The organism is Lysinibacillus sp. FSL R5-0849 (assembly GCF_038595075.1).
Taxonomy (GTDB): Bacteria; Bacillota; Bacilli; order Bacillales_A; family Planococcaceae; genus Lysinibacillus; species Lysinibacillus fusiformis.
The window spans coordinates 1,428,300-1,452,664 of sequence record NZ_CP152004.1 but is presented as its reverse complement, the minus strand read 5'-3'; the positions used below and the strand labels follow the sequence as shown (position 1 = coordinate 1,452,664).

Annotated in this window: 29 protein-coding genes; 10 read left to right on the top strand and 19 right to left on the bottom strand. The window is 36.1% G+C overall.

Annotated features, from left to right (window positions below):
• Positions 1-32: 32 nt before the first annotated feature.
• Entirely contained in the window at positions 33-707 is a 675-nt protein-coding gene (gene prsW / locus MKY80_RS06875) for a glutamic-type intramembrane protease PrsW (RefSeq protein WP_043990729.1), read from the bottom strand.
• Between the two features lie 84 nt (positions 708-791).
• Here prsW and MKY80_RS06870 point away from each other — a divergent pair, with 84 nt between their 5' ends.
• Positions 792-1,760 (top strand): asparaginase, encoded by a 969-nt coding sequence (locus MKY80_RS06870; protein ID WP_089986600.1) that lies wholly within the window; start codon positions 792-794, stop codon positions 1,758-1,760.
• 28 nt (positions 1,761-1,788) lie between these two features.
• Here MKY80_RS06870 and MKY80_RS06865 read toward each other — a convergent pair whose 3' ends face one another.
• The 7 genes from MKY80_RS06865 to MKY80_RS06835 all read right to left on the bottom strand — a co-directional run bounded on the left by MKY80_RS06865 (position 1,789) and on the right by MKY80_RS06835 (position 9,202).
• The gene (locus MKY80_RS06865) at positions 1,789-3,330 is read right to left on the bottom strand and encodes an aminotransferase class V-fold PLP-dependent enzyme (protein ID WP_342532389.1); all 1,542 of its coding nucleotides are present in this window, start codon (positions 3,328-3,330) and stop codon (positions 1,789-1,791) included.
• Between the two features lie 4 nt (positions 3,331-3,334).
• Positions 3,335-3,895: a glycerol-3-phosphate acyltransferase gene (locus MKY80_RS06860; RefSeq protein WP_090001282.1), complete on the bottom strand. Its 561-nt coding sequence runs from the start codon at positions 3,893-3,895 to the stop codon at positions 3,335-3,337.
• Positions 3,896-3,952: 57 nt separating this feature from the next.
• Positions 3,953-4,918, bottom strand: a complete 966-nt coding sequence (locus tag MKY80_RS06855) for a YpdA family putative bacillithiol disulfide reductase (RefSeq protein WP_342532388.1) — start codon at positions 4,916-4,918, stop codon at positions 3,953-3,955.
• 113 nt (positions 4,919-5,031) lie between these two features.
• Positions 5,032-5,787 (bottom strand): metallophosphoesterase, encoded by a 756-nt coding sequence (locus MKY80_RS06850; protein ID WP_342532387.1) that lies wholly within the window; start codon positions 5,785-5,787, stop codon positions 5,032-5,034.
• 146 nt (positions 5,788-5,933) lie between these two features.
• Positions 5,934-6,644 (bottom strand): LysM peptidoglycan-binding domain-containing protein, encoded by a 711-nt coding sequence (locus MKY80_RS06845; protein ID WP_008180442.1) that lies wholly within the window; start codon positions 6,642-6,644, stop codon positions 5,934-5,936.
• 86 nt (positions 6,645-6,730) lie between these two features.
• The gene (locus MKY80_RS06840; protein WP_342532386.1) at positions 6,731-8,173 is read right to left on the bottom strand and encodes an ATP-dependent DNA helicase RecQ; all 1,443 of its coding nucleotides are present in this window, start codon (positions 8,171-8,173) and stop codon (positions 6,731-6,733) included.
• Positions 8,174-9,202 (bottom strand): helix-turn-helix domain-containing protein, encoded by a 1,029-nt coding sequence (locus MKY80_RS06835; RefSeq protein WP_096363936.1) that lies wholly within the window; start codon positions 9,200-9,202, stop codon positions 8,174-8,176.
• A gap of 106 nt (positions 9,203-9,308) precedes the next feature.
• On the opposite strand from MKY80_RS06835, the gene MKY80_RS06830 reads away from it, so the two are divergent.
• From MKY80_RS06830 to MKY80_RS06820, 3 genes are all read left to right on the top strand, one after another.
• A complete protein-coding gene (locus MKY80_RS06830) occupies positions 9,309-9,557 on the top strand; it encodes a ferredoxin (protein WP_004232564.1) in 249 nt (82 codons plus the stop codon).
• A gap of 136 nt (positions 9,558-9,693) precedes the next feature.
• Positions 9,694-10,296 (top strand): hypothetical protein, encoded by a 603-nt coding sequence (locus tag MKY80_RS06825; protein WP_239354363.1) that lies wholly within the window; start codon positions 9,694-9,696, stop codon positions 10,294-10,296.
• A gap of 147 nt (positions 10,297-10,443) precedes the next feature.
• Positions 10,444-11,226 (top strand): SDR family oxidoreductase, encoded by a 783-nt coding sequence (locus MKY80_RS06820; RefSeq protein ID WP_008174288.1) that lies wholly within the window; start codon positions 10,444-10,446, stop codon positions 11,224-11,226.
• Positions 11,227-11,388: 162 nt separating this feature from the next.
• Here the strand turns inward: MKY80_RS06820 and MKY80_RS06815 are convergent, their stop codons facing one another.
• The 3 genes from MKY80_RS06815 to MKY80_RS06805 all read right to left on the bottom strand — a co-directional run bounded on the left by MKY80_RS06815 (position 11,389) and on the right by MKY80_RS06805 (position 13,805).
• A complete protein-coding gene (locus MKY80_RS06815) occupies positions 11,389-11,553 on the bottom strand; it encodes a hypothetical protein (protein ID WP_164908686.1) in 165 nt (54 codons plus the stop codon).
• A 303-nt stretch (positions 11,554-11,856) separates the two neighbouring features.
• Entirely contained in the window at positions 11,857-12,582 is a 726-nt protein-coding gene (locus MKY80_RS06810; RefSeq protein WP_175445515.1) for a sulfite exporter TauE/SafE family protein, read from the bottom strand.
• Positions 12,583-12,602: 20 nt separating this feature from the next.
• Positions 12,603-13,805 (bottom strand): MFS transporter, encoded by a 1,203-nt coding sequence (locus MKY80_RS06805; protein ID WP_342532385.1) that lies wholly within the window; start codon positions 13,803-13,805, stop codon positions 12,603-12,605.
• Positions 13,806-14,098: 293 nt separating this feature from the next.
• Here MKY80_RS06805 and MKY80_RS06800 point away from each other — a divergent pair, with 293 nt between their 5' ends.
• Together MKY80_RS06800 and MKY80_RS06795 are read left to right on the top strand one after the other, a co-directional pair.
• Positions 14,099-14,923, top strand: a complete 825-nt coding sequence (locus tag MKY80_RS06800; RefSeq protein WP_025117432.1) for a methyl-accepting chemotaxis protein — start codon at positions 14,099-14,101, stop codon at positions 14,921-14,923.
• 15 nt (positions 14,924-14,938) lie between these two features.
• On the top strand, positions 14,939-15,484 hold the full coding sequence (locus MKY80_RS06795; RefSeq protein ID WP_090001278.1) for a GNAT family protein: 546 nt from the start codon (positions 14,939-14,941) through the stop codon (positions 15,482-15,484).
• A 39-nt stretch (positions 15,485-15,523) separates the two neighbouring features.
• On the opposite strand, the gene MKY80_RS06790 is transcribed toward MKY80_RS06795, so the two are convergent.
• The 8 genes from MKY80_RS06790 to MKY80_RS06755 all read right to left on the bottom strand — a co-directional run bounded on the left by MKY80_RS06790 (position 15,524) and on the right by MKY80_RS06755 (position 21,509).
• On the bottom strand, positions 15,524-17,083 hold the full coding sequence (locus tag MKY80_RS06790; RefSeq protein ID WP_008174299.1) for a flotillin family protein: 1,560 nt from the start codon (positions 17,081-17,083) through the stop codon (positions 15,524-15,526).
• A gap of 15 nt (positions 17,084-17,098) precedes the next feature.
• Positions 17,099-17,629 (bottom strand): hypothetical protein, encoded by a 531-nt coding sequence (locus MKY80_RS06785; RefSeq protein ID WP_089986608.1) that lies wholly within the window; start codon positions 17,627-17,629, stop codon positions 17,099-17,101.
• Positions 17,630-17,835: 206 nt separating this feature from the next.
• Positions 17,836-18,015 carry a hypothetical protein gene (locus MKY80_RS06780; RefSeq protein ID WP_089986609.1) on the bottom strand — a complete coding sequence of 60 codons (180 nt, stop codon included), beginning with the start codon at positions 18,013-18,015 and terminating at the stop codon, positions 17,836-17,838.
• Positions 18,016-18,066: 51 nt separating this feature from the next.
• On the bottom strand, positions 18,067-18,312 hold the full coding sequence (locus MKY80_RS06775) for a hypothetical protein (protein WP_089986610.1): 246 nt from the start codon (positions 18,310-18,312) through the stop codon (positions 18,067-18,069).
• Positions 18,313-18,346: 34 nt separating this feature from the next.
• Positions 18,347-18,520: a hypothetical protein gene (locus MKY80_RS06770; RefSeq protein WP_170844153.1), complete on the bottom strand. Its 174-nt coding sequence runs from the start codon at positions 18,518-18,520 to the stop codon at positions 18,347-18,349.
• A 61-nt stretch (positions 18,521-18,581) separates the two neighbouring features.
• Positions 18,582-19,046 carry a hypothetical protein gene (locus tag MKY80_RS06765; RefSeq protein WP_089986611.1) on the bottom strand — a complete coding sequence of 155 codons (465 nt, stop codon included), beginning with the start codon at positions 19,044-19,046 and terminating at the stop codon, positions 18,582-18,584.
• A 149-nt stretch (positions 19,047-19,195) separates the two neighbouring features.
• Entirely contained in the window at positions 19,196-20,182 is a 987-nt protein-coding gene (locus MKY80_RS06760) for a hypothetical protein (RefSeq protein ID WP_089986612.1), read from the bottom strand.
• A 10-nt stretch (positions 20,183-20,192) separates the two neighbouring features.
• Positions 20,193-21,509 carry a hypothetical protein gene (locus tag MKY80_RS06755; protein ID WP_342532384.1) on the bottom strand — a complete coding sequence of 439 codons (1,317 nt, stop codon included), beginning with the start codon at positions 21,507-21,509 and terminating at the stop codon, positions 20,193-20,195.
• Between the two features lie 227 nt (positions 21,510-21,736).
• Here MKY80_RS06755 and MKY80_RS06750 point away from each other — a divergent pair, with 227 nt between their 5' ends.
• From MKY80_RS06750 to MKY80_RS06735, 4 genes are all read left to right on the top strand, one after another.
• Entirely contained in the window at positions 21,737-22,240 is a 504-nt protein-coding gene (locus MKY80_RS06750) for a sigma-70 family RNA polymerase sigma factor (protein WP_089986614.1), read from the top strand.
• Between the two features lie 76 nt (positions 22,241-22,316).
• Positions 22,317-22,796: a hypothetical protein gene (locus MKY80_RS06745; RefSeq protein ID WP_089986615.1), complete on the top strand. Its 480-nt coding sequence runs from the start codon at positions 22,317-22,319 to the stop codon at positions 22,794-22,796.
• A 263-nt stretch (positions 22,797-23,059) separates the two neighbouring features.
• Entirely contained in the window at positions 23,060-23,602 is a 543-nt protein-coding gene (locus MKY80_RS06740) for a hypothetical protein (RefSeq protein WP_089986616.1), read from the top strand.
• Positions 23,599-24,354: a hypothetical protein gene (locus tag MKY80_RS06735; protein ID WP_342532383.1), complete on the top strand. Its 756-nt coding sequence runs from the start codon at positions 23,599-23,601 to the stop codon at positions 24,352-24,354. The genes MKY80_RS06740 and MKY80_RS06735 overlap by 4 nt, the downstream gene beginning before the upstream one ends.
• The last annotated feature ends 11 nt before the right edge of the window (positions 24,355-24,365 follow it).

Here is a 24,365-nt window from a genome sequence, read left to right as displayed (position 1 = left end):
TAAAGCGTAGAAATCTTGACGATTTCTACGCTTTAAATTTTTTTATGCATATGCAAATGTTGTACTAGATGATAATGCGCTAGTTTCACCTTTCGTAGGCCAAACCACCATAAAAACAGCATAAAAGGAATCATTAAATAAATCCAGTGACCTTTAAATGATAATATTGTATTGTATAGAATGTGAAGTACCACTGGTGCACAAAGCGCCATAGCAATCATTTCTTTCGTCTTGGCAAACTTTGAAAACTTAGCACGTCCATAATAGTAGCCCATGACTACGCCAAATAATGCATGACTTGATACAGGCAATAAGGCGCGCATAAATGCGGTATCCAAGCCAAAGGATAATAAATAAAGTACGTTCTCGATTGTGGCAAAACCAAGTGATATACTTGCCCCATACAATATACCGTCATATGGATCATCAAATTCAACATGATTGTAGATGGCAATTAATAGCACAAACCATTTAAAAAATTCTTCAACAACACTAGAGAAAAGAACGTCTTGAAGGTAAAAATATCGAAAAACCCCTTCCTCTGTTAGTACATATTGTAAAAACAGAATCGGGAACGTTAAAAATGCACCGTATAAAAATGTTTGTAATAAAGTTCTTCTTGGCTCCGTAGCCATTTGATTGCGCAAATAGAAATAACTAAAAAGCGCTAGACCGGGAGCAATGGCAGCAGATAATAAAATGATCATGATGCCGGCTCCTTTCAACAATAGACTGCTATTATTATACCATGTAATGACAAAAAAACTTTTTAAAAGGAGATTTTATTTTTTATGAAAAAAACAATTTTATTAATTCATACTGGCGGCACAATCTCCATGGCGATGAGTGCTGAAGGAGCAGTTATGCCCAATAAAGAAAATCCGCTCATGAAAGAGAGCAATAAACTTAATTCATTAGCAACCATTATTGAAATAGAAGCTTTTAACCTACCTTCTCCACATATCACGCCAAAAGAAATGCTTCAATTACGCAACTTGATTATGGAGCAAACTACAGCAACGCAAATCGATGGTGTTGTCATTACACATGGTACAGATACATTAGAAGAAACTGCCTATTTCTTAGAACTGACTACAAATTTAGCCATTCCCATTGTATTGACAGGGGCGATGCGCTCATCCAATGAGCTTGGAGCAGATGGTATTTATAATTTAATGGAGGCAATCCGGGTAGCGGTCGATGATGAAGCTCGCGACAAAGGCGTTCTCGTTGTGATGAACGATGAGGTACATCTTGCCGTCAATACAACGAAAACGAGCACAAGTTCGGTCAATACCTTCCAATCCCCACAATATGGACCAATTGGGCTGATTACAAAATCACGTATTTTGTTCCATCATGCACCAATTCGTCGTCAATACGTAGACATTAATAATTTATCTAAACGCGTAGCCATGCTAAAAGTTTATGCTGGTATGGAAGAAGATTTACTAGATGTTGTGCTCGCATGTAAATATGAGGGGGTTGTGCTTGAAGGGTTAGGTCAAGGAAATGTCCCACCTTCTGTTGTTAAAGGCATTGAGAGTCTGATCCAACGAAATATTCCTGTAGTCCTCGTTTCCCGCTGCTTTAATGGAATAGCAGAAGGTGTCTATGGATATATTGGTGGCGGTAAAATGCTGGAAGACTTAGGTGCGATATTTGCCACGGGAATAAATGGTCAAAAGGCACGATTAAAATTATTAATTGGACTTAACACAACTGGAGAGCCTTTAAATTTAAAGGATTTTTTCCTGTAAAGTCAATGTATTCATATTGAGCACTTGCTTATGCCTCGATTATTTGTTCATAGTAGTGCAGCATTTCATTAAGACGTACAAGAGCATCGTCGAAATCTGGCTGAATGACAGCAAACTGAAGAAATCCTCTTTGACGTAAATATGGGCTATCACCATGAACTAATAGTCCATTTAAGGCTAAATCGATGTGTAGGTTTGAAAGTGTCTTTGGCAGTTGAATGGTTATAAGCATTGGGTACCGAGTTGTTGGTAATTGAAAGTGCATATAGGGCAGCTGCAGTAGTGCCTCAAAACGTTGCTGTAGCTGCTCATAGCGGACAGGATAGGCTTGTAAAGACTCATCTAAATTACCAAGCAATACGGCTGGAAGCGTAAAAGGTATGGCACCTTGCTGGTAATTTGCTAAGTCCAAGTATGCAGGCAATGTAGTGGCGGATTGTGCTAAGTATTGTGAAAATACAAATGCGAGCCCACTTACTGCCCCAATTGCTTTCCCACTCACTGCAGTAGCCAAATAACAATCCTGTAACGAAAATGGCATAGCACCGAACGTACTGATGCTATCTACACATAGCTTCACATTATAACACTTTGCCAATTGACTAAGACCATCTAAATTATTACAAGTCCCCGTCGAGGTTTCCCCATGCACGACCAACACCCACTCATATGCTCTAGTTTCTAATAATAACGCTATTTTCTCGCAATCAAATAGTGTTCCCCATTCTTGTTCAACGACATCAAAATCTAATGACCAACGGACTGCTTGTTTTCTCAACCGCTCACCAAATTCCCCATTTGTTAGAATAAGACCTTTCCCTAATTGCTGTGCCTGTAATTGAGCAAGCATCACCTCATTGGCCAATGTTCCAGTTCCAACGATTATTCCAACATGCTTGGTATTCGCTAATTGTAGTAACTTTTGCTGTACTCGTTCATAGATTGCCTTAAAACTTAGCGAACGATGCGATAAATTGGTATATCCTATAGTCTCTAATTGCTTAACTGGTCCAGGATAAAAAGTATAGTTATCTTTTGCAAGCCTACGTTGTAGGTCATGTTCAAATACATCTCTAGTAAGCACCATAGGTAAAAACTGGGCATCCGTTACTCCAACAGCTGGAGCAAATTGTTGAAAACCCATTTGCTTATAGAGCTTTTCTTCACGCGTTGTTCCCGAAATTACGGCTGCCGTATAGCACTTTTCATAGGCAAATGTATTTAAAGCTTGAGTGAGCTTCAATAGGACTCGCCCAGTTCGATAATTTTTTTTCACAGCAAGTAAGCGTATTTCACAAATCTTGTCACAAACCTCTTGCGGTAAAAATTGCTCCACCTTCCCAATTTTTTCATCAATTGAAAAGGGTCTTTGATCTCTAAATGCTACCATTCCAATTAATTCTGTTTTTTTATACACCACTATATATGTATTTTGCTCATGGAATCGGTCAACCTTTAGTCTTTGCGTATTTGGTTCATGCTGTGGTATTTCCTCCACAAATGTCTCATAATTCAATCGCGCAATCGCCTCATACTCTTCATTTGTTTGAGCTATTTTACACCAATACATCTCTTTACTTCCCTCTTTTCCATGACTCCTTAATATTAGACATATGTCTTATGAGCATACACACGATTGCCATCATCAAAAGTGCGTAGGGCACTAATAGGCCAGCCTGAATGATGGCGCCAACATAAAAAATAAAACCACCAACCATGCCTAATGTTAAGCTCCTTGTTAACATCAGTACGGCCCCAGTACCTGCAATCATCCATAAAAACAAGCCTGGTGATAAAGCGAGACCAACTCCAATAAAAGTTGCTACTCCCTTTCCTCCCTTATATTTTAGCCAGAAAGGATATAAATGACCTGCAATCACACAGGCTGCACCACTAACAATCACCCATTCTTCTAAATACCATAAACGGCCTAAGCCTACCACGAGCACACCCTTCAAGGCATCGCCAAGAAATGTCAGAAGAAAGGCCCTCTTGCCAAGGACGCTTCCTGCATTGCGCGCACCTAAATTTTTACTGCGTTCTTCCTGCAAATTGACACCATATATCTTTCCAACGAAAAATGCTGTCATGAAGTTTCCTATTAAATAACTGAAGAGCCAGTACAAACCAATCAATCCTATTCCTCCTTACTAAAAAGGCTGTATAAGCTACACGCCTATACAGCCTCACCATTATCCTTTTCTTTGAGCAATAGTTTGAGCGATACAATCCCCATGGAAACGTCCGTTTTCAATAAAAATTTCGTTGGCATTATTCCCCGCAGCAATTACGCCTGCGATAAACAAACCTTCGACATTTGTTTCCATCGTTTCCGGTGTAAAATAAGGGCGGCCCGTTTCTTCGTCAATATCAACACCCATGGCTTTAATAAAGGAATGATCAGGATGATAGCCAGTCATGGCAAAGACAAAATCATTGTGCAACACCTTTTCTTGGCCATCTATTTCTAAAACCACTTCATGCTCACGAATCTCTAACACATTCGTATTAAAATGCATGTCAACTTCTCCCGTTTTGACTACCCCCTCAAATTCAGGTAATAACCATGGCTTAATACTTGGAGAGTATTCACTTCCACGATAGGCAACCGTTACGCGAGCACCTGCCTTATTTAATTCCAATGCTGCATCTACAGCTGAATTTTTGCCTCCTATAACAAGAACATCCGTATCAAAAAATTCATGCCCCTCTTTAAAGTAATGGAAAACTTTAGGTAATTGTTCACCAGTGATATTTAAAAAATTAGGATGATCATAATAGCCTGTCGCAATAATGACATGAGGTGTTTCATATTTATCCTTGTCTGAAGTAACAGTAAACATACCATTATTTTTCACGACACTTTGCACTTTTTCAAAGCGGTTAACTTGAATATTTTTTAATCGAACAACTTCTCGATAATATACAAGCGCTTGATTCCGCTTGGGCTTACGTCCTTCAATAATAAATGGTACATCGCCAATTCCTAATCGTTCACTTGTACTAAAAAAAGTTTGATGTGTAGGATAATGATAAATCGCATTGACGATATTACCCTTTTCAATGACAATGGGGTTTAATCCAATATTTTGCAAAGCTATTGCTGCTGCTAAACCACATGGGCCTCCTCCAACAATAATGGCATCTGCTTGCTGCATTTCTTGACACTCCAATCGAATTTGGACAGCTTTAGTGGCTGTTCCTTGCTTACATCCATTATGAAAATAGACGATTCCTTTATATTATACGCCTTCTAGCAAGTTTTGTTTGTTTATTTACTTGAAATATCGATGTCGATTATATGACATTGTGGTTTGGCACCAAGTCTCATCGGCAATAATGTAGTACCATAACCATTGCTTACTAAAGTCATGACACCATCTCGCTCTCGATAAGAACCATTAGGATGGACACCATATGGACCAAATCGAATCTGCCCTCCATGTAAATGTCCTCCCATCATTAAATCAGCACGGTACTTAGCCCGGACTTTTGCAAAAACCTCTGGATTATGCGCAATAAAAACAACTAGATCACGCTCTCCAACTTTTTTAAAGGCTTTTTCAAAGCTATATTCTTTAATCGTTGTATCCTCAATTGCACTAAGCCAGAAGCGGTTTTTCATAGGTAACAGCACCGCATCATTGACAATAATTTGAATATGATATTTCTGCAAAATACTCTTCAGCCGATCTTCTCCCACTTCTCTATCATTATTTCCCCATACAAAATAAGTTGGTCCAATGGAGGTTAATAATTGTAAATTGTCATGAATACGTGAAATGGGTGTGCGATTATCTGCTAAATCTCCACCAATAATGACCGCATCAAAGTGTTCTGTTAGCTGTGCAATCATTCTTTTATTAATTTTACGCAAATGAACATCTGAAATAAAAAATAAACGTACCTTTTCCGGCTCTCCCTTTAATAATAGCTGGTGATGTAAAACATTGTTCTCATGCGCCACCTTCCACATATAAAGCAAAAAGATGACCACTATGATAAGCAATAGCCCTATATAAAGCATTCTCTCACTTCTCCTTACGACAGCAAAAAGACGATTCGTTTCTTATGAAGAATCGTCTTTTTGCTAAATCAGACGTACGTTTTGGTGTGAACGTTTGTCCTTTATTTTATACTTGCTAAACTATATGACCATTATATGGCTTTTATTTAAGGAAGTTTAATTACTTGCCCAACCATAACGGTATTTGAAGACATACCATTAGCAGCACGAATTTTAGCTAAAGTCGCTTCACTACCATCACCATAATGATTTAATGCAATACGGAATAAGTTCTCATTTGCTTTGACAGTGTGTGTACTTGCTTTAGCATTTTGTTTCGCTTCTTCTGCCTTTTTAGCCTCTTCAGCCTTTTTCGCTGCCTCTGCCTGTTGCTGAGCAATTCTTGCTTCTTCAGCTTTACGTGCTTCTTCAGCATTTTTTGCCTCTTGTGCTTTTTTCGCTGCCTCAGCTTCTTTTTGATCTGCCGTTACTTTATCAGCATCTTCTTTAGATGGCTCGTTTGATTTTTGATCAGCTTGATCGCCTTTGTCTTTATTTTTGTCTTTGTCAGATGCGGAAGCCTCTGAAGAATCCATTTCGACGACCTGTTCAGCTGAGTCCTTCTCAGCTTGCTCTATTGATTTCCCTGGTTCGTAGAACTTCCAAAAATAAACAAGAATAGTTAATGGGATAAGGATAAATATCACAAAAAGTATAGTCATTAACGGTGTTCTTCGTTTCGGATTTTTTGGCTTTTTGTTTTTATCTCCATTTTTATTCATTCTGGAAACTCTCGACAATGTTTGCTGTTCGTTTTGCTCATCTTCAAATGATTGTCGATGTTCTTCTATTTTATCGCGATAATCTTCTTTACTCATTCGTCTTTCCCCCAAACCTTACTACGCTTTCTGTCATTCTATTATGACGAATTTTACGAAAAAAGTAAATGACCGTCAGATTTAGTCTAATTACCCAGTAAAAGTTGCTGCAATCGACGTTCCCACGAAATCATTTCTATTTTTTTCTCGGCTGTTAAGCGTTCTTTCTTGATTTCATCATAATGGATTCCACAGTTTTCACAACAGTTTTCCGGTTTTTTTTGCAATTTTTGCCCGAAATACCCGACAAGATGTTCACGAATACAGTCTTTTGTCTGTATAATCTTCAACATTTCATCGACTGCATGGTATTTTTCTAGGGCTAAATGATTTAGTCGAGCCTTTACTTGCTCCTTCGTTTCTTGTTGCATCCAATAGTCTAACACACGAAATGCCGTCTCACCTAGTTCCCCATTTTTTAACATCTGTGCTGGCAGTACCTGCTGGGAAATGAGTTCCTCATAGCGATCAACATACTGTGGACTCGGAAGATCACCCGTAACAACGAACTTCGCTAGCTCTTCATCACCATCACTATAGAGTAAAATGGCAAGCGCAGACTCACCATCTCGACCTGCTCGACCAATTTCCTGCATATAATTTGCAATATTAGCAGGCATTGATTCATGAATGACCTGACGAATATCTTGTTTATTAATCCCCATACCAAAAGCGTTTGTTGCCACTATCCAGTCCAATTCGCCATCAATAAACTGCTGCTGAATAAATTGGCGATCCTCCGCCCCATAGCCTGCATGATAGGCTGCAGTACGAATACCCGCTTGTAAAAATGCCTCACTATATTGTTGCGCTCGTTTGCGTGAGGAAACATACAGTATTCCTGGGCCAGCAGTTTCTTTGACATGTCGCATAAGCCAGCTCGCTTTATCTGCCTTATCCTCTAGAACAATGCGTCCTAAATGAATATTTGGCCGATCCACATTATACATAAATTCAAATGGTTCCTTTAACGATAATGTTTCCCGAATATCTTGCATGACCTTACTTGTTGCAGTCGCGGATAGTGCTAGCAGTGGAGGTCGATTGTGCCTTGATAGCCACTCACCTATCCGTAAATAATCTGGTCGAAAATCATAACCCCATTGTGATATACAATGAGCCTCGTCCACTACGATTAAACCTAATTTCACTTGCGCTAATTTGTCTTGCACCTGCTGTTGAAGTAGCATCTCTGGAGAGGTAAAAATAAAACGATATTGTTCTAAATAATGTAATACATACCGTTTTTCAGTGAGAGATAAAAAGGAATTTAAGGCGACAACCCTCTTTTCTCCAAAACGTTTCAATTCCTCTACCTGATCTTGCATTAAAGAAAGCAATGGAGAAACGATAAGCACAGGTTTATCTAAAATGTAGGCCGGGAGCTGATAGCACAATGATTTTCCCATTCCTGTGGGCAATAAGGCCATTACATCTTTCTCTTGAAGTATTGCTTCAATGACTTCCCTTTGCCCTGGTCGAAATGATGAGTAACCAAAATGTTTATGCAATAGTTCTTCTAGTTCCATTTATACTTCTCCCTTCGCAAGGACAAGCCTTAATTGAAAATAACTCAATTCCTTTAAAGCCTCATGTAAGATTTTCAATTTTTTCGTTTGAAAATGCTTCGATGCCTGCCAAACTTTTTCAGCTTCCTTATATGAGACGAATGGACCAATAGAAAAGTTCGGTTCATACATCGCTAATTCCACAAAATGGTCCTCAATAGTACTTTGTTTCAGCTTTCTTATTTTCACTATTTGTTCAATTGAATATCCTTGTTCATATAATTGTGCTGTTTGCTGTGCAGAATCGGTTAGCAATATTTTCACTCTTAGTCCTTGTGCCACTTGTTTAAGCATTGGATAATCATTGCTTTGTTGCACTTCGTTTAATAATATATGTAGTGTTTCAATAAAAGCTAATTGACTATCCAGCACAGTTTCCTTCCGTTTATCGGCAAGCTGTTGCCATGTCCATCCAGGTAAGCGATATCCACTTAAACGGTAAAGGACAAGCTGTTTGCTACCATCTGAAACTGGAAGATTCTTTAGCGCACTGGTACATTCGTCTAATAATTGTTGTTGTAAATGACCTTGTAGGTAATGATGATCCTGCAAAAAGGATCGCACCCAAGTTTGAATCGCAGGATCTCTACTGATGGGCGAAAAAGAACGAACATCTGCAGTTTGATGTGACAAACTTTGCACAATTAATGAAAGACGTGCAAAAAACACATGCTCATTTCCTCGATAATGCCATCCATCAAAGAAAAATGTTGGCGTTTGTTGTGCTCTCTGTAAACCTAGCTTTTCCATGTGAAAATGACCAGAATCCTGCACTTTTAACCAACTATATTGCATAAATAACGTTACAGCCTCATCAAAGGTAGTCCGTGGTAGTTTAGGTAATAAGCCAAAATATTGATGCAATTGAAAAAGGCCAATGTCTTGAATGGTCTGACCTGAACGCTTTCCTCTCAGGACATGGTAGGCAGCCGAAATCGTCCGTTCCGTATTGAGTTTTTGAAAGATTTGCAATAGAATTTGATGAAACATTGACGCAAATTCCTCCAATTTAATAGTATTTAAGTTGAAATGTAAGATAAACATCTTTAAAATGAGTATGAAGCTTTGTAGGAACATCGTTAAAGGAGAGAAAAAAATGGCTAAATACACAATAGTTGATAAAGATACATGCATCGCTTGTGGCGCATGTGGAGCCGCAGCGCCAGACATTTATGATTATGATGATGAAGGTATTGCCTTCGTTATTTTAGATGATAACATGGGAACTGCTGAAGTGCCAGAAGATCTATTAGAGGATATGCAAGACGCATTTGAAGGGTGTCCAACTGACTCTATCAAAGTAGCAGATGAAACTTTTGATGGTGACTCATTAAAATTCGAATAGTCCTTTAATTTGTATGTATACCCAAAAGGCATCCTTCAATGGGTGCCTTTTCTTTTGAATGAAATATTTTGCTACCTTTTGCAACATGATAATCCATCATATAGCTCTTTTCTATACGGACCAATCTATTGGAGGAATGATGATGATGTTTGAGCAGTTACAAGTAGAGCATAGTTTATTTCATATCGATCAAGACCATATTGATCAATTTAAAAATCTTGCGGCAAAATGGCAAATGATTTTTCCACAGGTTTATGCTAAATGTTTAAATACACTCGATTCATGGGCCATAGTTTTAAATAATTGGGTATTTTTAAAATCTCAGCATACCGATGAACTGATACTCAATCCCTCTAAGGCCATATACTACTCTATCAATACATTTTTGCTGGAAGAGCTCAAAAAAATTCAAATAATTCAAAAAATAAATCATTGTAATAATGATGATTTACAATATTTTGCTGCATTCCAATTAGGAAATGCCATTGATTTATGGGTTTATAAGACCGTTGGAAAGAGTACTGAGGCAGATTTATTAAATTCGCAGGAAGATAAACCTTATTTTCTTGCATATTTAGATGATGGGTTTCAAACGGACAACACTCCTTTCCATAGAGACCAAACAAGAGCCATCAAAATTCTTGCCCAAACCATTCGTAGCCAAAATTGCTTTAGAATCACTATCAATAGTGCTGTTTATCAAGCAGTAGATATGTATGAAGATTATATAGCTCTTTAGGTTGCTTTTTAATTCGTCTCTCACATAGAAGAGATGAATTTTTTTGCCCGATAATCGGCTACTCTATTGCAACAGTTTTTTATGTATGATAAGATTTTAGTAGTTGGTACTAATAACAGATATTATCTCACAAAGGAGTTCTTCATAATGATGGATAATTTATTACAATTAAAAGATAAAAATATTGTTGTCATGGGTGTAGCGAATGATCGTAGTATCGCATGGGGCATTGCAAAACGTTTATTTGATGTAGGTGCAAACGTTATTTTCACTTATCGTCAAGAACGCTCATTGAAAAAATTACAAAAACAATTAGACAATATTGGTCAAACTGATTCCCTTGTTGTTCAATGTGACGTTAATAGTGATGAAAGTACAAAAGCAGCATTTGATGAAATTGGCTCAAAGGTTGGCGTTATTCACGGTATTGTCCACTCAGTAGCATTTGCTCATGCTGAAGATTTACACAACCGCTTCTTAGAAACAACACGTGAAGGCTATGCTTTTGCACAAGATACAAGTGCCTACTCTCTAATTTCAACAGCCAAAGCAGCTCATCCGTATATGACAGAGGGTGGCTCTATCGTTACAATGAGTTACTTAGGTGCGGAACGAGTGCTTGATGGCTATAATGTGATGGGTGTAGCAAAGGCTGCATTAGAAGCTTCTATGCGCTATCTTGCTGCTGATATTGGTCAAAACAATATTCGCGTAAATGCTATTTCAGCCGGTGCTATTCGTACGCTTGCTGCAAAAGGTGTCCCTTCCTTTAATACAATTTTACACAAAATCGAGGAAACAGCTCCTTTAAAACGAAATGTTCAACAAGATGAAGTAGCCGATATGACAATTGTTATGCTCTCTCACCTATCACGTGGTGTCACTGGAGAAACTATTTACATCGACGCAGGCTACAATATTATGGGTTAATAAAGCAGGATGGAAGACTAGGTCTCTTCCATCCTTTTTTCATTTATCTTCCTACTTTCATGTTTGAAACTTTGTGTAAAACACTCTTCGAACGGAGTATCTTTCTTAAGGCAATTTCATTAAATTCATGGCTGCAAAAGCTCAGCTTTACATAGATTTGATTTATTTCATAGGAGTGCTAAGAATGGCGTTAATGTTCGGTCTCTTCCACATATAGTTTTCCAATATTACATAACAGCCTCTAGCTTTTTCGCTAAATAAACTTTGAAATTGATCAATCGTTAACATTTCTAATTGTTGACGCTCATGGATTTGATTTTTTGTCATGGTTGATCACCTCAAAAGTACACTTTAATAACATATGAAAGGGAGTTCTTTATGTAAAAAATTGATTGGAACGAAAGGCGGCGACTCCTGCGGGAAAAGCGGGAAGTTGAGATCCTGGACTGAGCAGAGCGAGGGAAGCAGCTCAACTCCGCCCGCGGAAAGTGTCCGCCCGTAGTGGAAATAAGCAGCTTTACTTCGTTTCATGGTAAAAGAAAAAAGACTGTAGGCAATCTCAAAATTCAGTGAGAGTTTGTCTACAGTGTGAAAGGATGGAAGACTAAGCCTCTCCATCCTTTTTATCGTTTATAGCATCGCCCAAATGGATTGTATAAATAGCATAATACCAGAGGCAACTAATAGTACATAAATAAATGTTAAAAATAGCTTCTGATTGAGCTTGCGAAATAATAGTTGTCCTACTATCAGACCAATCAAAACAATCGGCAAGGCATATAAACTATAGAGCCAAACGGTTTTACTTGTACCTTCGATTGTTAATTGTGATAGTAAGCTAATCAAATAAATAAAAATATAATAAGCTAATGACGTTGCCCTAATCGTTTCTTTCTTTTTATGTGTGCTTGCAAAATAGAGGAGCAGTGGCGGTCCAGCCATCCCAATACTTGTTGTAAACATCCCTGATATAAAGCCAACACCATAATCTCTTCCATTTGTTTGTTGAATGGAAAGGTTCTTTATCAGCAAAATTGTTAACCCAATTAAAAGAATTGCTATGAGCAGCTTGAATGTAGTGACATCCACGATGGCAAATAAAAGACTACCAACAGGTGCGCCTACAATACTCCCAATCATAATCTTTTTTAGCAACGCGAACTCAATATCTTTTTTAACCTTCCATAGCAACGAAAATGAAATAACAAGGGATAAAATAATATTCAATTGCATCGCCTGTGGTGGTGAGAAAAGCAACAGTAAAAATGGTGTAGCCATAATAGAGAAGCCGAATCCCGTGCTTGTTTGCAAAATGGCTGCGGTAAAAATAATAAAAAAATAAAACGTTAATTCCAGCAAAACAACACCTCACATCATTAAGTGGTTGTAATTCTTTGTCTAGTAATAATAGTTTTTAATAAAAATGATAGGCCACAAGCAATTATTAAAAATAAGGCAATCATTGCTATGACACCTACCCAACCGTATTTCATCCAAAATAGCCCACCTACAGTTCCTCCAACACTAGAGCCAAAGTAATAAAAAAATAAATAGAGGGAGGACGCTTGTGCTTTATCATGTGATGCCCGTTTACTTACCCAGCCACTAGCAATTGAATGAGCTGCAAAAAAGCCAAAGGTAAAAACGGTGATCCCGATTATTTTTAAAGATAGAAAACTATGAAGCGTCATGATGGCGCCTGCAAACATGATGGCAATCGCTAGTAATAGCATGCGCTGTCGCCCATAACGGTCAGCTAAACTGCCAAACCACGCTGAGCTGAATGTGCCGACTAAGTATATAACAAATATCCAGCCAACAATTGTGGCGCTTAGATTATAGGGGGGTGCCATTAATTTAAAGCCTATATAGTTATAAAGAGTGACAAAGCTCCCCATTAAAACAAAGCTAATTCCATATAGACAAAGCATCGAAGGGTCCTTCAAATGCTGAAAAAGAGTTTTGGATAATGCCCTTATTTGTAAGGGACGGGGGCTGAAATGTTTGGAGCCTGGTAATATCCAGACGAACACCACACTCACAAGTAAACTAATTCCCCCTAGTATAAACATCCCGATATGCCAATTATAGTGGTCCGTTAATGTGCCGATAATTATTCGGCCACTAAGACCGCCTACTGAATTTCCACTAATATATAAGCCCATGGCAACCCCTAAACTTGCTGGCTCCATTTCCTCTCCCAAATAGGCCATAGCGATGGCAGGTAATCCTGCAAAAACAATACCCTGCAATACTCGTAGCACAATTATTGTTTCAAAATTAGGAGAAAATGCTAGCGCAAGTGTAAAGATAGAAGCAGCAAAAATCGAAATGGTCATTAACGATTTCCTTCCCCATGCCTCTGATAATGATCCAACAATGACTAAACTCACCGCTAAAGCTAAGGTCGTTACTGAAAGAGATAAACTAGCAACGGCTGGTGATACTTTGAACACTTCCGCGAAGGTTGGCAATAATGGTTGCGTACTATATAAATTTGCAAACGTAATTAAGCCTGCTAAAAACAAAGCCCAATTAGCTTTATGAAACGACTTCGTCCCCTTTTGTATATATTCCATGAAAATCTCTCCTTCATTACTACACATCTATTATTCTAATACAATATTCCATAAAAAACACACCTCTTCGTCAAAAAATGGACAAACTTCCCCTATCTTTTGGCACTAAATGACTAATTTACATTGACAGTAAAAAAAGAGACATTTTCTAGTTTCAACAAGAATAAAAATAGAATTTGCTATTTTGACTTGGCAAATATTGTGCTACATTAAAAGTAATCATCTAGCACCATTGTCATATTGAAAACAGATGAGCCAACCATTTTTCATTGACTAGACTTGGAGGAAATTTTATGAAAATTATTGAAGCTTTAGCCCTTTCAGCACCTTATATTCATCTAGCATTAAAACAAGAAGCTATTGTTGCTGTCATTGAAAAGGAAAGTGAAACAGTCATCAAATATTTAGCAGGTAAACGTGTGGATTCAGGCTACCAGGATGGACAAAAAGTAAATGCCAATGATCAAAATGTTTACATTGCCTTTACTGGACAAAATGCAGATGTGGTCATTCCTAAGGATGTATACGGTGTAGCCATCAATGCTTTTTCTTTCCCCATTCGTGAAAACGGTCAAGTCGTAGGAGCATTGGCTTTCGGACTACCTATTGATAATGAACTAAAACTCGAAGATTATATGAGTACAATGGACAATATCGTTAACAATCTTCAAGATAAAGTACATACAATCGCTTCACATTCAGAGGAATTAGCGGCTACGAGTGAGGAAATTAATAAGCAGGCACAACATGCATTAGAGGATTCGGAAAAAACAAATGACGTAACTGATCTAATTAAAAGTATTTCTCGCCAAACCAATTTACTTGGATTAAATGCTTCCATTGAGGCGGCTCGAGCTGGGCAACATGGTGCTGGCTTTAATATCGTGGCACAGGAGGTTCGAAAATTGTCCTTTGAGACGTCTAGCGCAACCGAAAATATCGAAGCTTCCTTACGAAATATTAATAGAAATCTTGAAAATTTAAAACAAAATATGGGTCAAATCAATGATGCAACGAATGAGCAAGCACAGCTCGTACAGGATTTTAGCGAAATTATCGAAGAGCTGACAGTGCTAAGCCGAGAGATGAAAGGCTTCATGCATGATGCCCTAAAATAATAATGAGGTGATGAGATGGAAATTTACATTAACGATGATTTATCTTTACGTACAATTACCTTAGAGGATGCAGAGGCAGTTTTTGCATTAACCGATGCTTCAAGAAAGCATTTAAAGGAATGGCTACCATGGTTGGATTATACAAAGGAAGTAGCAGATACAATCGCCTATATTGAAGGCTGTATCAAGGGGCATGAAGCTAATAATAGCCTTTCTCTTGTCATTCTCTTTAAAAATGAAATTGTCGGCATCGCTGGCTTCAATACTATTCATCCTACTAATAAAATCGGTACGATTGGCTACTGGCTTAGTGAAGGTGCACAGGGGCATGGCATTATGACCAAAACTGTAAAAGCTCTTTTACAATATGCCTTTGAAACATTACACCTTCACAAAGTAGAAATTCGAGTGGCTGTTGGCAATGAAAAAAGCAACGCTATCCCTGAGCGCCTCGGCTTCATAAAAGAGGGCACCCTCCGAGCAGCAGAATGGCTGTATGATCATTATGTAGATCATGTTGTATATGGCATGCTTCTAAGTGAGTGGCAGCAACAAAAATAACAAAGCGACCTGATGCATGAATCATCAGGTCGCTTTTACTTATGGTTGTTCCACTGTTTCTTTCGTTTCCTCAGCTTCAACCGCTGTTTGTTTTTTTTCAAGCCCTAGAGCAATTTGCTCTAATTCCGGACGCAATGTATGCTTACCAGCATAACTTTCAATCAGTTCCTTCACATCAATACCAGAAGTTTCTTTTAACGTTTCTTGTAGTGTAGACATTAAATTAGTAGCATAAGACGTTACTTTATTGGCGCCACTACCTTCTCCACCACCAGTATCAACGACAGTAATCTTATCGATATTACCAAGTGGGCTCGCTAGCTCTTTTGCATATTCTGGCATCATACGCACAACCATATCCAGTACAGCTGCTTGACCATAATATTCAAAGGCTTCAGCAATTTTACGTTTAGCTTCAGCTTCCGCAAGACCACGAAGGCGAATAATATCTGCCTCTGTCTCCCCTTGTGCTCGTTCTGCGTCCGCTTTAGCAAGACCATCTAATCTGATTTTTTCTGCTTCCGCTTTAGCTAAAGATTCGATACGGTATTTTTCTGCATCTGCTTGAGCAAGCTCTCGCATTTTTTCAGCTGCGGCATTTTGTTCCACCGCATAACGATCAGCGTCAGCCTTTTTCTTCACCTCAGAATCATATTGCTTCTCACGACGTAAAATCTCTTTCTCTTCTAATTCAATTTGCTTTTGACGCTCAATAATGCGAATTTGCATTTCTTGCTCCGTCACTTCCTGTTTAGCTCGAGCTGTTTCGAGCTCATAGGCTTGGTCAGCACGCGCTTTGGCAATATCTTGCTCACGGCGGAATTCAGCAACCTTTAATTGATTTTCTTTTTCCGCTTCCGCAATTTCTGTCGCACGCTCTAGCTCTGCCTTTTGCGCTTCCTTCGATGCTTCTGCACGTTTAATACGTGTTTCTTTTTCCGCATCCGCTGTTGCAATATCAGCATCTCGTTTTACCTGTGCAATTCTCGGTTTACCGAGTGAATCTAAATAACCATTTTTATCACGTACATCCTTGATCGTAAAGGAAACAATGATAAGACCCATTTTAGCTAAATCCTGTGAAGCAACACGTTGAACCTCCTGTGAGAATTTATCACGGTTTTTATAAATTTCCTCAACCGTCATGGAGCCTAAAATTGAACGTAAATGACCTTCTAACACTTCACGTGCTTCCCCTTCACGCTCTGCCTTTTGCTTTCCTAAAAACTGCTCTGCTGCAGTCGCAACTTCTGAAATAGAACCACCAATTTTAATAATGGCTGTACCATCAGCCATGACAGGAACACCTTGCTCCGTATACACTTCAGGCGTTGTTACTTCTAATTTGCTAGATAGTAAACTTAATGGCTTTGCTTGCTGGAAAATAGGGAATACAAATGTACCGCCACCGCGAATAATTTTTATGCGATTGCCCGACTCATCTTTATGTACATTTTTAGAGCCGAGATAGCTACCCGTCACAATCAGTGCTTCATCCGGACCTGCTGTTTTATATTTTGTTACATATAAACCTACTAGTGCAATTAATACAAATGCTACAATTCCTAAAACAATTAGAATATCGATTGACAAAGACATAGACATATCTCCCCTTTAGACAAATTTTTTCTCATATGCTCTAACAAAAAGTGTACCTTCCTTCACGTCCACGATAAGGACTGTTTCATCATAGTCAATGGCTTCATTATCGTAACCTGTTGCCCGTTTCGAAATCATACCACTTGTTGTTTCGATAACAACTTCTCCAAACCCATCTACAGGAATTGGTACAATGACTTTGCCCAATTGCCCACCTAGTGATTCTTCCGTATAAGCCAATGAAACATCCGCTGACCGTAGTGGAACGAGAATAAATAAATAAAATAAAGTACTTAAAATAGCACCGATGATACATGCAGCAATAATGTTCCAAACGCTAGACAACCAGGCTAGTTTTTCTAAAATAAATCCTGCTGCAGACATCAACGTAATGAAAGAAAGAATGACACTCGGATTAAAAATGGGCAGTCCTTCCCCAATACCTTCGACTGCATCACCAAAAAACATAACTAGTATTGTGGCAAGACCAGCAAAAATCAAAACCACCAAAAAGATTTGCTCGAGTGAATAGCCAAATAGCGTCAAGTTGCTCACCCCTTTTCATCATATTACCTACTATACGGATGTCACTCAGGAAAAGTTTCAAAAATTTTCTTAATTTTTCAATTAAAAAAGGAGCATACATGGACTATGCTCCAACACATTATGTAAAAATCAAGTTGTATTGTATGTTAAGTAACGATTGGTTTTTCAGAGTTATTGAAAACGCCAATTTTATTCCTCTAGCTTTCCTATATGTATTCATTTACCCTTTTTAATAAACCTTCTATAATTTTATGCGCCTCCCACTCTAAATGATCCATCTCCATTGAAATAAGTAGATTTAGTTCGCCCATTTCTTGATAACCTAATGCCATTGCATAGCTATCAACCTTTAAAGCAATTGTTCTATCGTTTTTTACTATGTTCATTTAACTCATTCCCTTCATTAAATGAATACAATTCACTAGTTGTAACAGCAATTAAGTGTTGGACTCTGCATTTAATGCTAAATGAGTAAGCTCATTTTTATTATGTAATTCAAAATATGTCCGTTCAACAAGTTTAATAGAATTTAATAAACCTACTTGAAGTTTTATACATTTATTCAAACATTCCCTAAAATTTTGTTCATCTTCAATCCCCCTGCCTTGATTAAGCATATACAGAACTTCTATAAAATTAGTATCTAGTGTACCTTCTGTTTCATCTTTATTAATTGCATTCATATGTAGGCCTCCTTTTATGAGATATAAATATGTACTAAAGGTTGTGTACCCCTTTTTGAAGGATTTTTCTTAAGCTATAGGGTGGATGGATAGATTTCATTTTTGCTATATAAACAATCGCCAATGCTTCTGCATCTATCGTACTTATTCTGCCTTTCGATTGTTCAACTATTTCGGATGCGAACTCTTTAACTAAAAACTTCTCCATTAAAACACCTCATTTTTTCACATTAATTAATCTATTTATGAATAACTAACAATGACCCAACTTAATTCATTCTTTCTAAAATTTTATGTTTTGGATAGTTAGTATTTAAATATTCTTTAAGACTATTTAGACATGTAATATTGTTATCGATAATGGATTTTCTTTGGTACCCATTATATAAATAAACAATATTTTGGAACTCAACAACAGAAAAAATATTATCTTTATGATCATCCAACTGGACTAAACTATCATAATGGATATCTATAGCCTTGGATTTTTTATAAATAAATTTAGTATCACCCATTGCCTTTATGAGCTCTTCCTCATCATCATTCCATTTATCCATTAGAATTAAACTAGAAAGCGAGCTATCCATACATTCACAAATCAATGTATTTCCCCCTTCGTCGTTTAAAATTACATTGGAAATACTGCCATAGAAATTATTCATTAACTCTAAAGAAATATCACTATCTTTATAAATAACAAGCTCCAATACTGCTGTTGTCTCCTTATCATTCATGTAAATCGCTCCTTATAGATTAAACCAATTATATTGTTTTTATATTAACACGAACAGACGTTCGTTTTCAAGCGATTTACTAGAGAATATTTACAAATTTAAATCTATTAGTATTTTTCGGCAAATAAAAAAACTGGTATACACCAGTTCTATAATCCTATATTGATCAAACCATAGTTAGTTTTAATAAAATCAAAATCCAGTTTATGCTGTAGGATAGAATAACTAACATAATTACTATCTTTATTTACATATCCAGTATCATATTTACTTGCAACTTTCTCTAAAATTTCTTTATTTAGTATCTTCTCTTCTTGATGCTTAAGCAATTCCCATATATACCACATCATCCCTGATACTTGAATGGTACTAGCGATTAAATTGCTATTGTCAAAGATTGATTTTGCTAAATCTAATGCTCTATTTCCAAAGGATGCCCTAAGCTGAATATCTTCTCCTTTTGCATTCGCCTTTTTAAAAATATACGTACTATCTGAAAAATATTTTTGGCCTTGCTTTGGCTGTAAACTTGTTGAAGATATTTTATCTAACCTGTCTAACCGCCAATATAATTCCTCGGATATTTCAATAAGTCGATTATATCCCTTGCTATTCGTCAATTTAGCCAGAAAGACACCGTTGTCATCTTTTAAATCTTCCATCTTTAAATTCAAGATCTCGCTATAGCCTTCACCTTTTATTCCTTCAAATAAACATAGTAAAAATACTGCATGTCTTTGATCTTCAAATAACTGCATATATGTTAATAATTGTTCTCTTGTATAACGTACAATAGATGCTTTATAAACAAACCTACTACAGTACTCCATATCAATAATACTTGGTAGTCTCTGCGATCGGTTATTTGTATAGCCGTTCATGATCGCCCAATCTATATATCTTCCAAGAAAACCGATAGATGCACTAATAGACTGCGGGCTAGGCGACTTCAAACTATAAAACAGCTCTTCCAACTCTACTTTATTCATATCAAAGATATCTTTATTTTTTTGATTTTCAAGTATTGTTGCCTTATTAAATAGTGATAAATAAGTTGTAAGACTGTTATCTTGTATATCTAACGACTTTAGATACCATTCCTTAATATCTTTATTTAATACGTTTTCTTTAAGCACCTTTTACACCTCATTCTAAAATTATTTGCTGAAATATTTTTTGGATTTTCATTCTATTACGAGAGCTGATATTACCATATTTAAGAATTCCAACTTCTTCCCACAAAGTATTAGTAATGGAGAAATCTATTTTGTCTAAGTTCATTTTTAAATTTTCAAATGGAATACTATACTCATACATTTTAGCAGCCAATTCAATGTGTCCTATAAACATTCTACTTTTAAACATTAATGAATGTTTATCCATTAAGTTTGCCTTATGGTGCGCAAAGAGGTACATCATATATTCATTAATGATTTTGGCTATATTAATAACTTCTAAGCGATTTTCTATCGAAAAACTATTATCAATCGCATTTGATAATTCAGAAAAAGTGACTACTTCACCATAAGAATATTTTACGTTGGAGTTCGATGTAATTCTCCCCTTTAACTCTCCCTCAGCTTTTAATTCAATGACTACTTCATCGGATAATTTATCTTTAGCTAATTCTTGTAGACGTGGTTTTGGTATAGGATTTGCTTTGGCCATATCTACCTGAACTCGTTTACATTGAGCTTCCGTCATATTTGAAAAAATAACAATCATAGCACCTTCTAAATTGACTTTCTTCATATAAGCATTATAAATAGAAAATGTTCGATGTGCTCCATCTAAAACATCTAATGACGATCCCTCCAATAAGGTAAGGGATTTCTCACGATCGTCATAAATAAATTCAATTCCATTTTCACCAGAGCCAACTTTAGCATTATAGCGCAAAGTAGAGGTTATTAAATCTCCTTCTAATGCTTGTTTTTCAATATCTCGCAAAGACTTTGGATTTAGGTTCATAACCTCTATAATTCCATTTTTTATCTTTTTCTTTTTTGCCTGCCTTTGAATATTTGGATTATACATCGTAATACCACTCATCCAAAGCTTACCAATAATTGCATTAGGAATTACTGCGACATACTCATTGTGACCGGTTTTAACAGCATTCTCAAAAGTATATGGCAATGTAATTACTTCTTCATATGGTGATTCCTTTATGTACAACCTCAACTCTTTAATCTCTGATGCATTAAGCCATTCCTTTATCCAATCATCATCAGCATCATTAAATTTTATATAAAGCTGTTCTCCCAGTAATAAAAGTTCTTGCAAATTTGCTTCATATAGCCTACTCTCATCATTAATTAATTCAAGAATATTACCAATACTTATTTGATGTTTATGTAGTTGTGCGGAAATTTCATCTAATTTTAAATTGCTTTGAACCAACAAAGGAATTTTAGTTTTAATCTCATCTATTAATAACTCTTTAGTTTTCCCAACCTTCAATCCTCTTTCCTCCTCTTTTTTCCAATTATATAAATTTACTTTAATAGTAACACATAATAATTTCAATTATAATATTTTTAAATTAATTAATCCAATTATATTATCATTACCAAGAACCTGTTAAACCCCTTTTAATAAATTAATTAATTTAAAATATTGATTTATTTATTAATAAGATTATAATATAAAAGCATAAATATGGAAAAATAAAAGGAGATGGATTTGGAATGGCTTTTCAAACTAGTAAGGATACGAAATATAATCAGTTAGTATTATCTGATATAACAGTTATAAAAGAGTTATTAACTTTTAGAGGATCGATTGATGATACAAATTTTAATCAAGGTGCTTGTGCAACAAATTCTTTAAAAATGAACACAGATGTTATCAGTCTATTTGCAGATTTAGATGAATTAATTAAAAAATCATTGAATGAAGAGCAAATTAAACTACTTTCCTATATTACTAAAGATTATTCCAATTATACTATCGCAAAAATTTTAGGAATTCCTGTCAAAACTATTGGAAGTAGATTTAACACAATCTGTCTAAAAATTAAGCAAGAGAATGATAGACAATGGCGAAAAGTAACTTATATAAATAAATTAAGATTAAAAACAAAAATATGTAGTAAATGTCGTGAGTTTCTTCCTGCTACAGATGAATTTTTTAGTTTGAATAATAGCAGTAAAGATTTATTCCATTCCCAATGTAAAAAATGTAAAAAGTAAAGGCATTAGATGTTTGGGCGAAAAAATTGGATTATCCCCTACACCAGTCACCATAATAAGTAGAAGGAGAATTAATATGAAAATACAATTACCACATACGATAATTGAATTAAATTTAGAGCTTCCGATAGAAGAACGAGTGTTATACATACAATCCATTTTAGAAAATGAGAGAATTGTTTATGGTGGTGAAGAAATATCTTTAGAGATCTATTTACATATTACCTCGCAAGCTCATCATACAATCGTATTATTAGATATGCTTGGGTATTATATGACCAAGGGATATTTTACTAGGGAAGAGCTATTATTAGAAGAAGAAAGCTTAAAGTATATTAAGGAAGCTAAAAGGCGAAATAAAAGACGGAGAGAATTAGCAAAATTACTTAAAAATCAAAGTACACCACATCAATTACAAGATAATTATGTACTCTCCCACTATAAACAGAAAGAAATAAAAAAAGGCTCTCACAGACATAATACATTTTCAAATACCTCCTATTTTGAAGCTCTTACACTCGGCATTGAGGAATTAGACGAAGAATCCACCCAATGAGTGAATTAATTTAAAATACATATTAAAAATGAAATTTTCTAATAGGTCTGTATGGCTCCCTTTTACAGACCTATCATGAAGGTTTCATCTTCATAATAGTGTAACTTTTAATTTTGAGATGCAGTTTCACTAGATTAGTATGAATCCTTATCATTAAATGAAAGAAGGTGATGCCTATTGGTTGTATAAATGGATCTAACAAATTTTTAATGAAGAAACCTTCAAAGTGACACTCTTCTTTAGGAGGCTGAGGATAAAGGAGAATGAAAATTGTAAAAAACATAACTGAATTTTATCACTCATTAATCAATAATGAAAAACTTCTTCGTTTGCTGTACTACATACCTAAAGATCCATTCGATGATCCACTTGACGAATCAAAATTGGATGTCTCTCAATTACCCGAGAAAGAACAAATACTTAATAATTTAATCGTTATTGGTGATAAATCTAATGATTTATCGCTAGAAACAAACTTTTGCAGAATTTGTTTATATACAGGACCTCGGTTGCCTCAAAAAAATTATCTAAAAAACATCAATCAATTTACGGATAATCCCTACTCAAGCACCCAGCAATATATTTTTGATATTTATACACCTGATTCTGTCAATAATATTGATTTTCGTATTGATTGGCTTGGTGAAGTGCTAAATGAAGTGCTGTTTCAAGAGGATATTGAAGAATTTGGGGATTTAAGATTCCATAGTGGACTGCCCATCACCAATTTACCAAAAGGTTTCGTTGGTTATCGCTGGAGTTACATTATGCCCTCAGGACAACAACCTACAGGGTATAGATCATGAACATCACCACTAAACGGGCTTTTGGGAAACCTCTTAATTATAAAGGTTTAAATATTTATCCTGTAAAAATGAAGGATGTAGATGAATTTTATGATGCCGTGCAATGTTTACTTTTACCTAAGAATGATTTTCAGCAACCAGAAATAATTAGAATGTCCTACTTGCTCTTTTTAATTTCTGTGTCACAAAACGATGGTGGGCATGAAATTGTAGAGAAATTAATTTCATTATATCGTTTAGTTTTTAATACCGAGAATATTCATATTGCGATGAATGAAAAAGGCATGGTCTTTATGGAAATCGATGGTATTACTCTGTATGAGCGAGATTTCGATAAAATCAAGACCATTATTAGTGAACAAAATCTTATTGACTTAGATGATGATTTTATTGATCCTGGTACAAAAAAAGCCATACAAGAAGCACGTGCATTTATGGCGAAAAGAAAAACAAGACAAGCAGATTTAGAGCAACAAATCATTGCCTACCATTGTAAATCTGGTTTACCCTATCATGAAATTGAACAGTTAACTTTATACCAATTCCATAAAGGATTATCACGCATGGACTATATGGTAAGTAGCGATGCCATTCTTAACGCACGCTACTCTGGGATGATTGAATTTAAAAATGACCAAGATCTCCCCCATTGGTTAGGCTTTATTGAAGAACCGAAGAAAAACGAAGATGTCATTATTACAAAATCGGCATTTGATCAACAAATGAAAAAACTAGGGCTTGAACCTAGTTAAATAAAAAATTA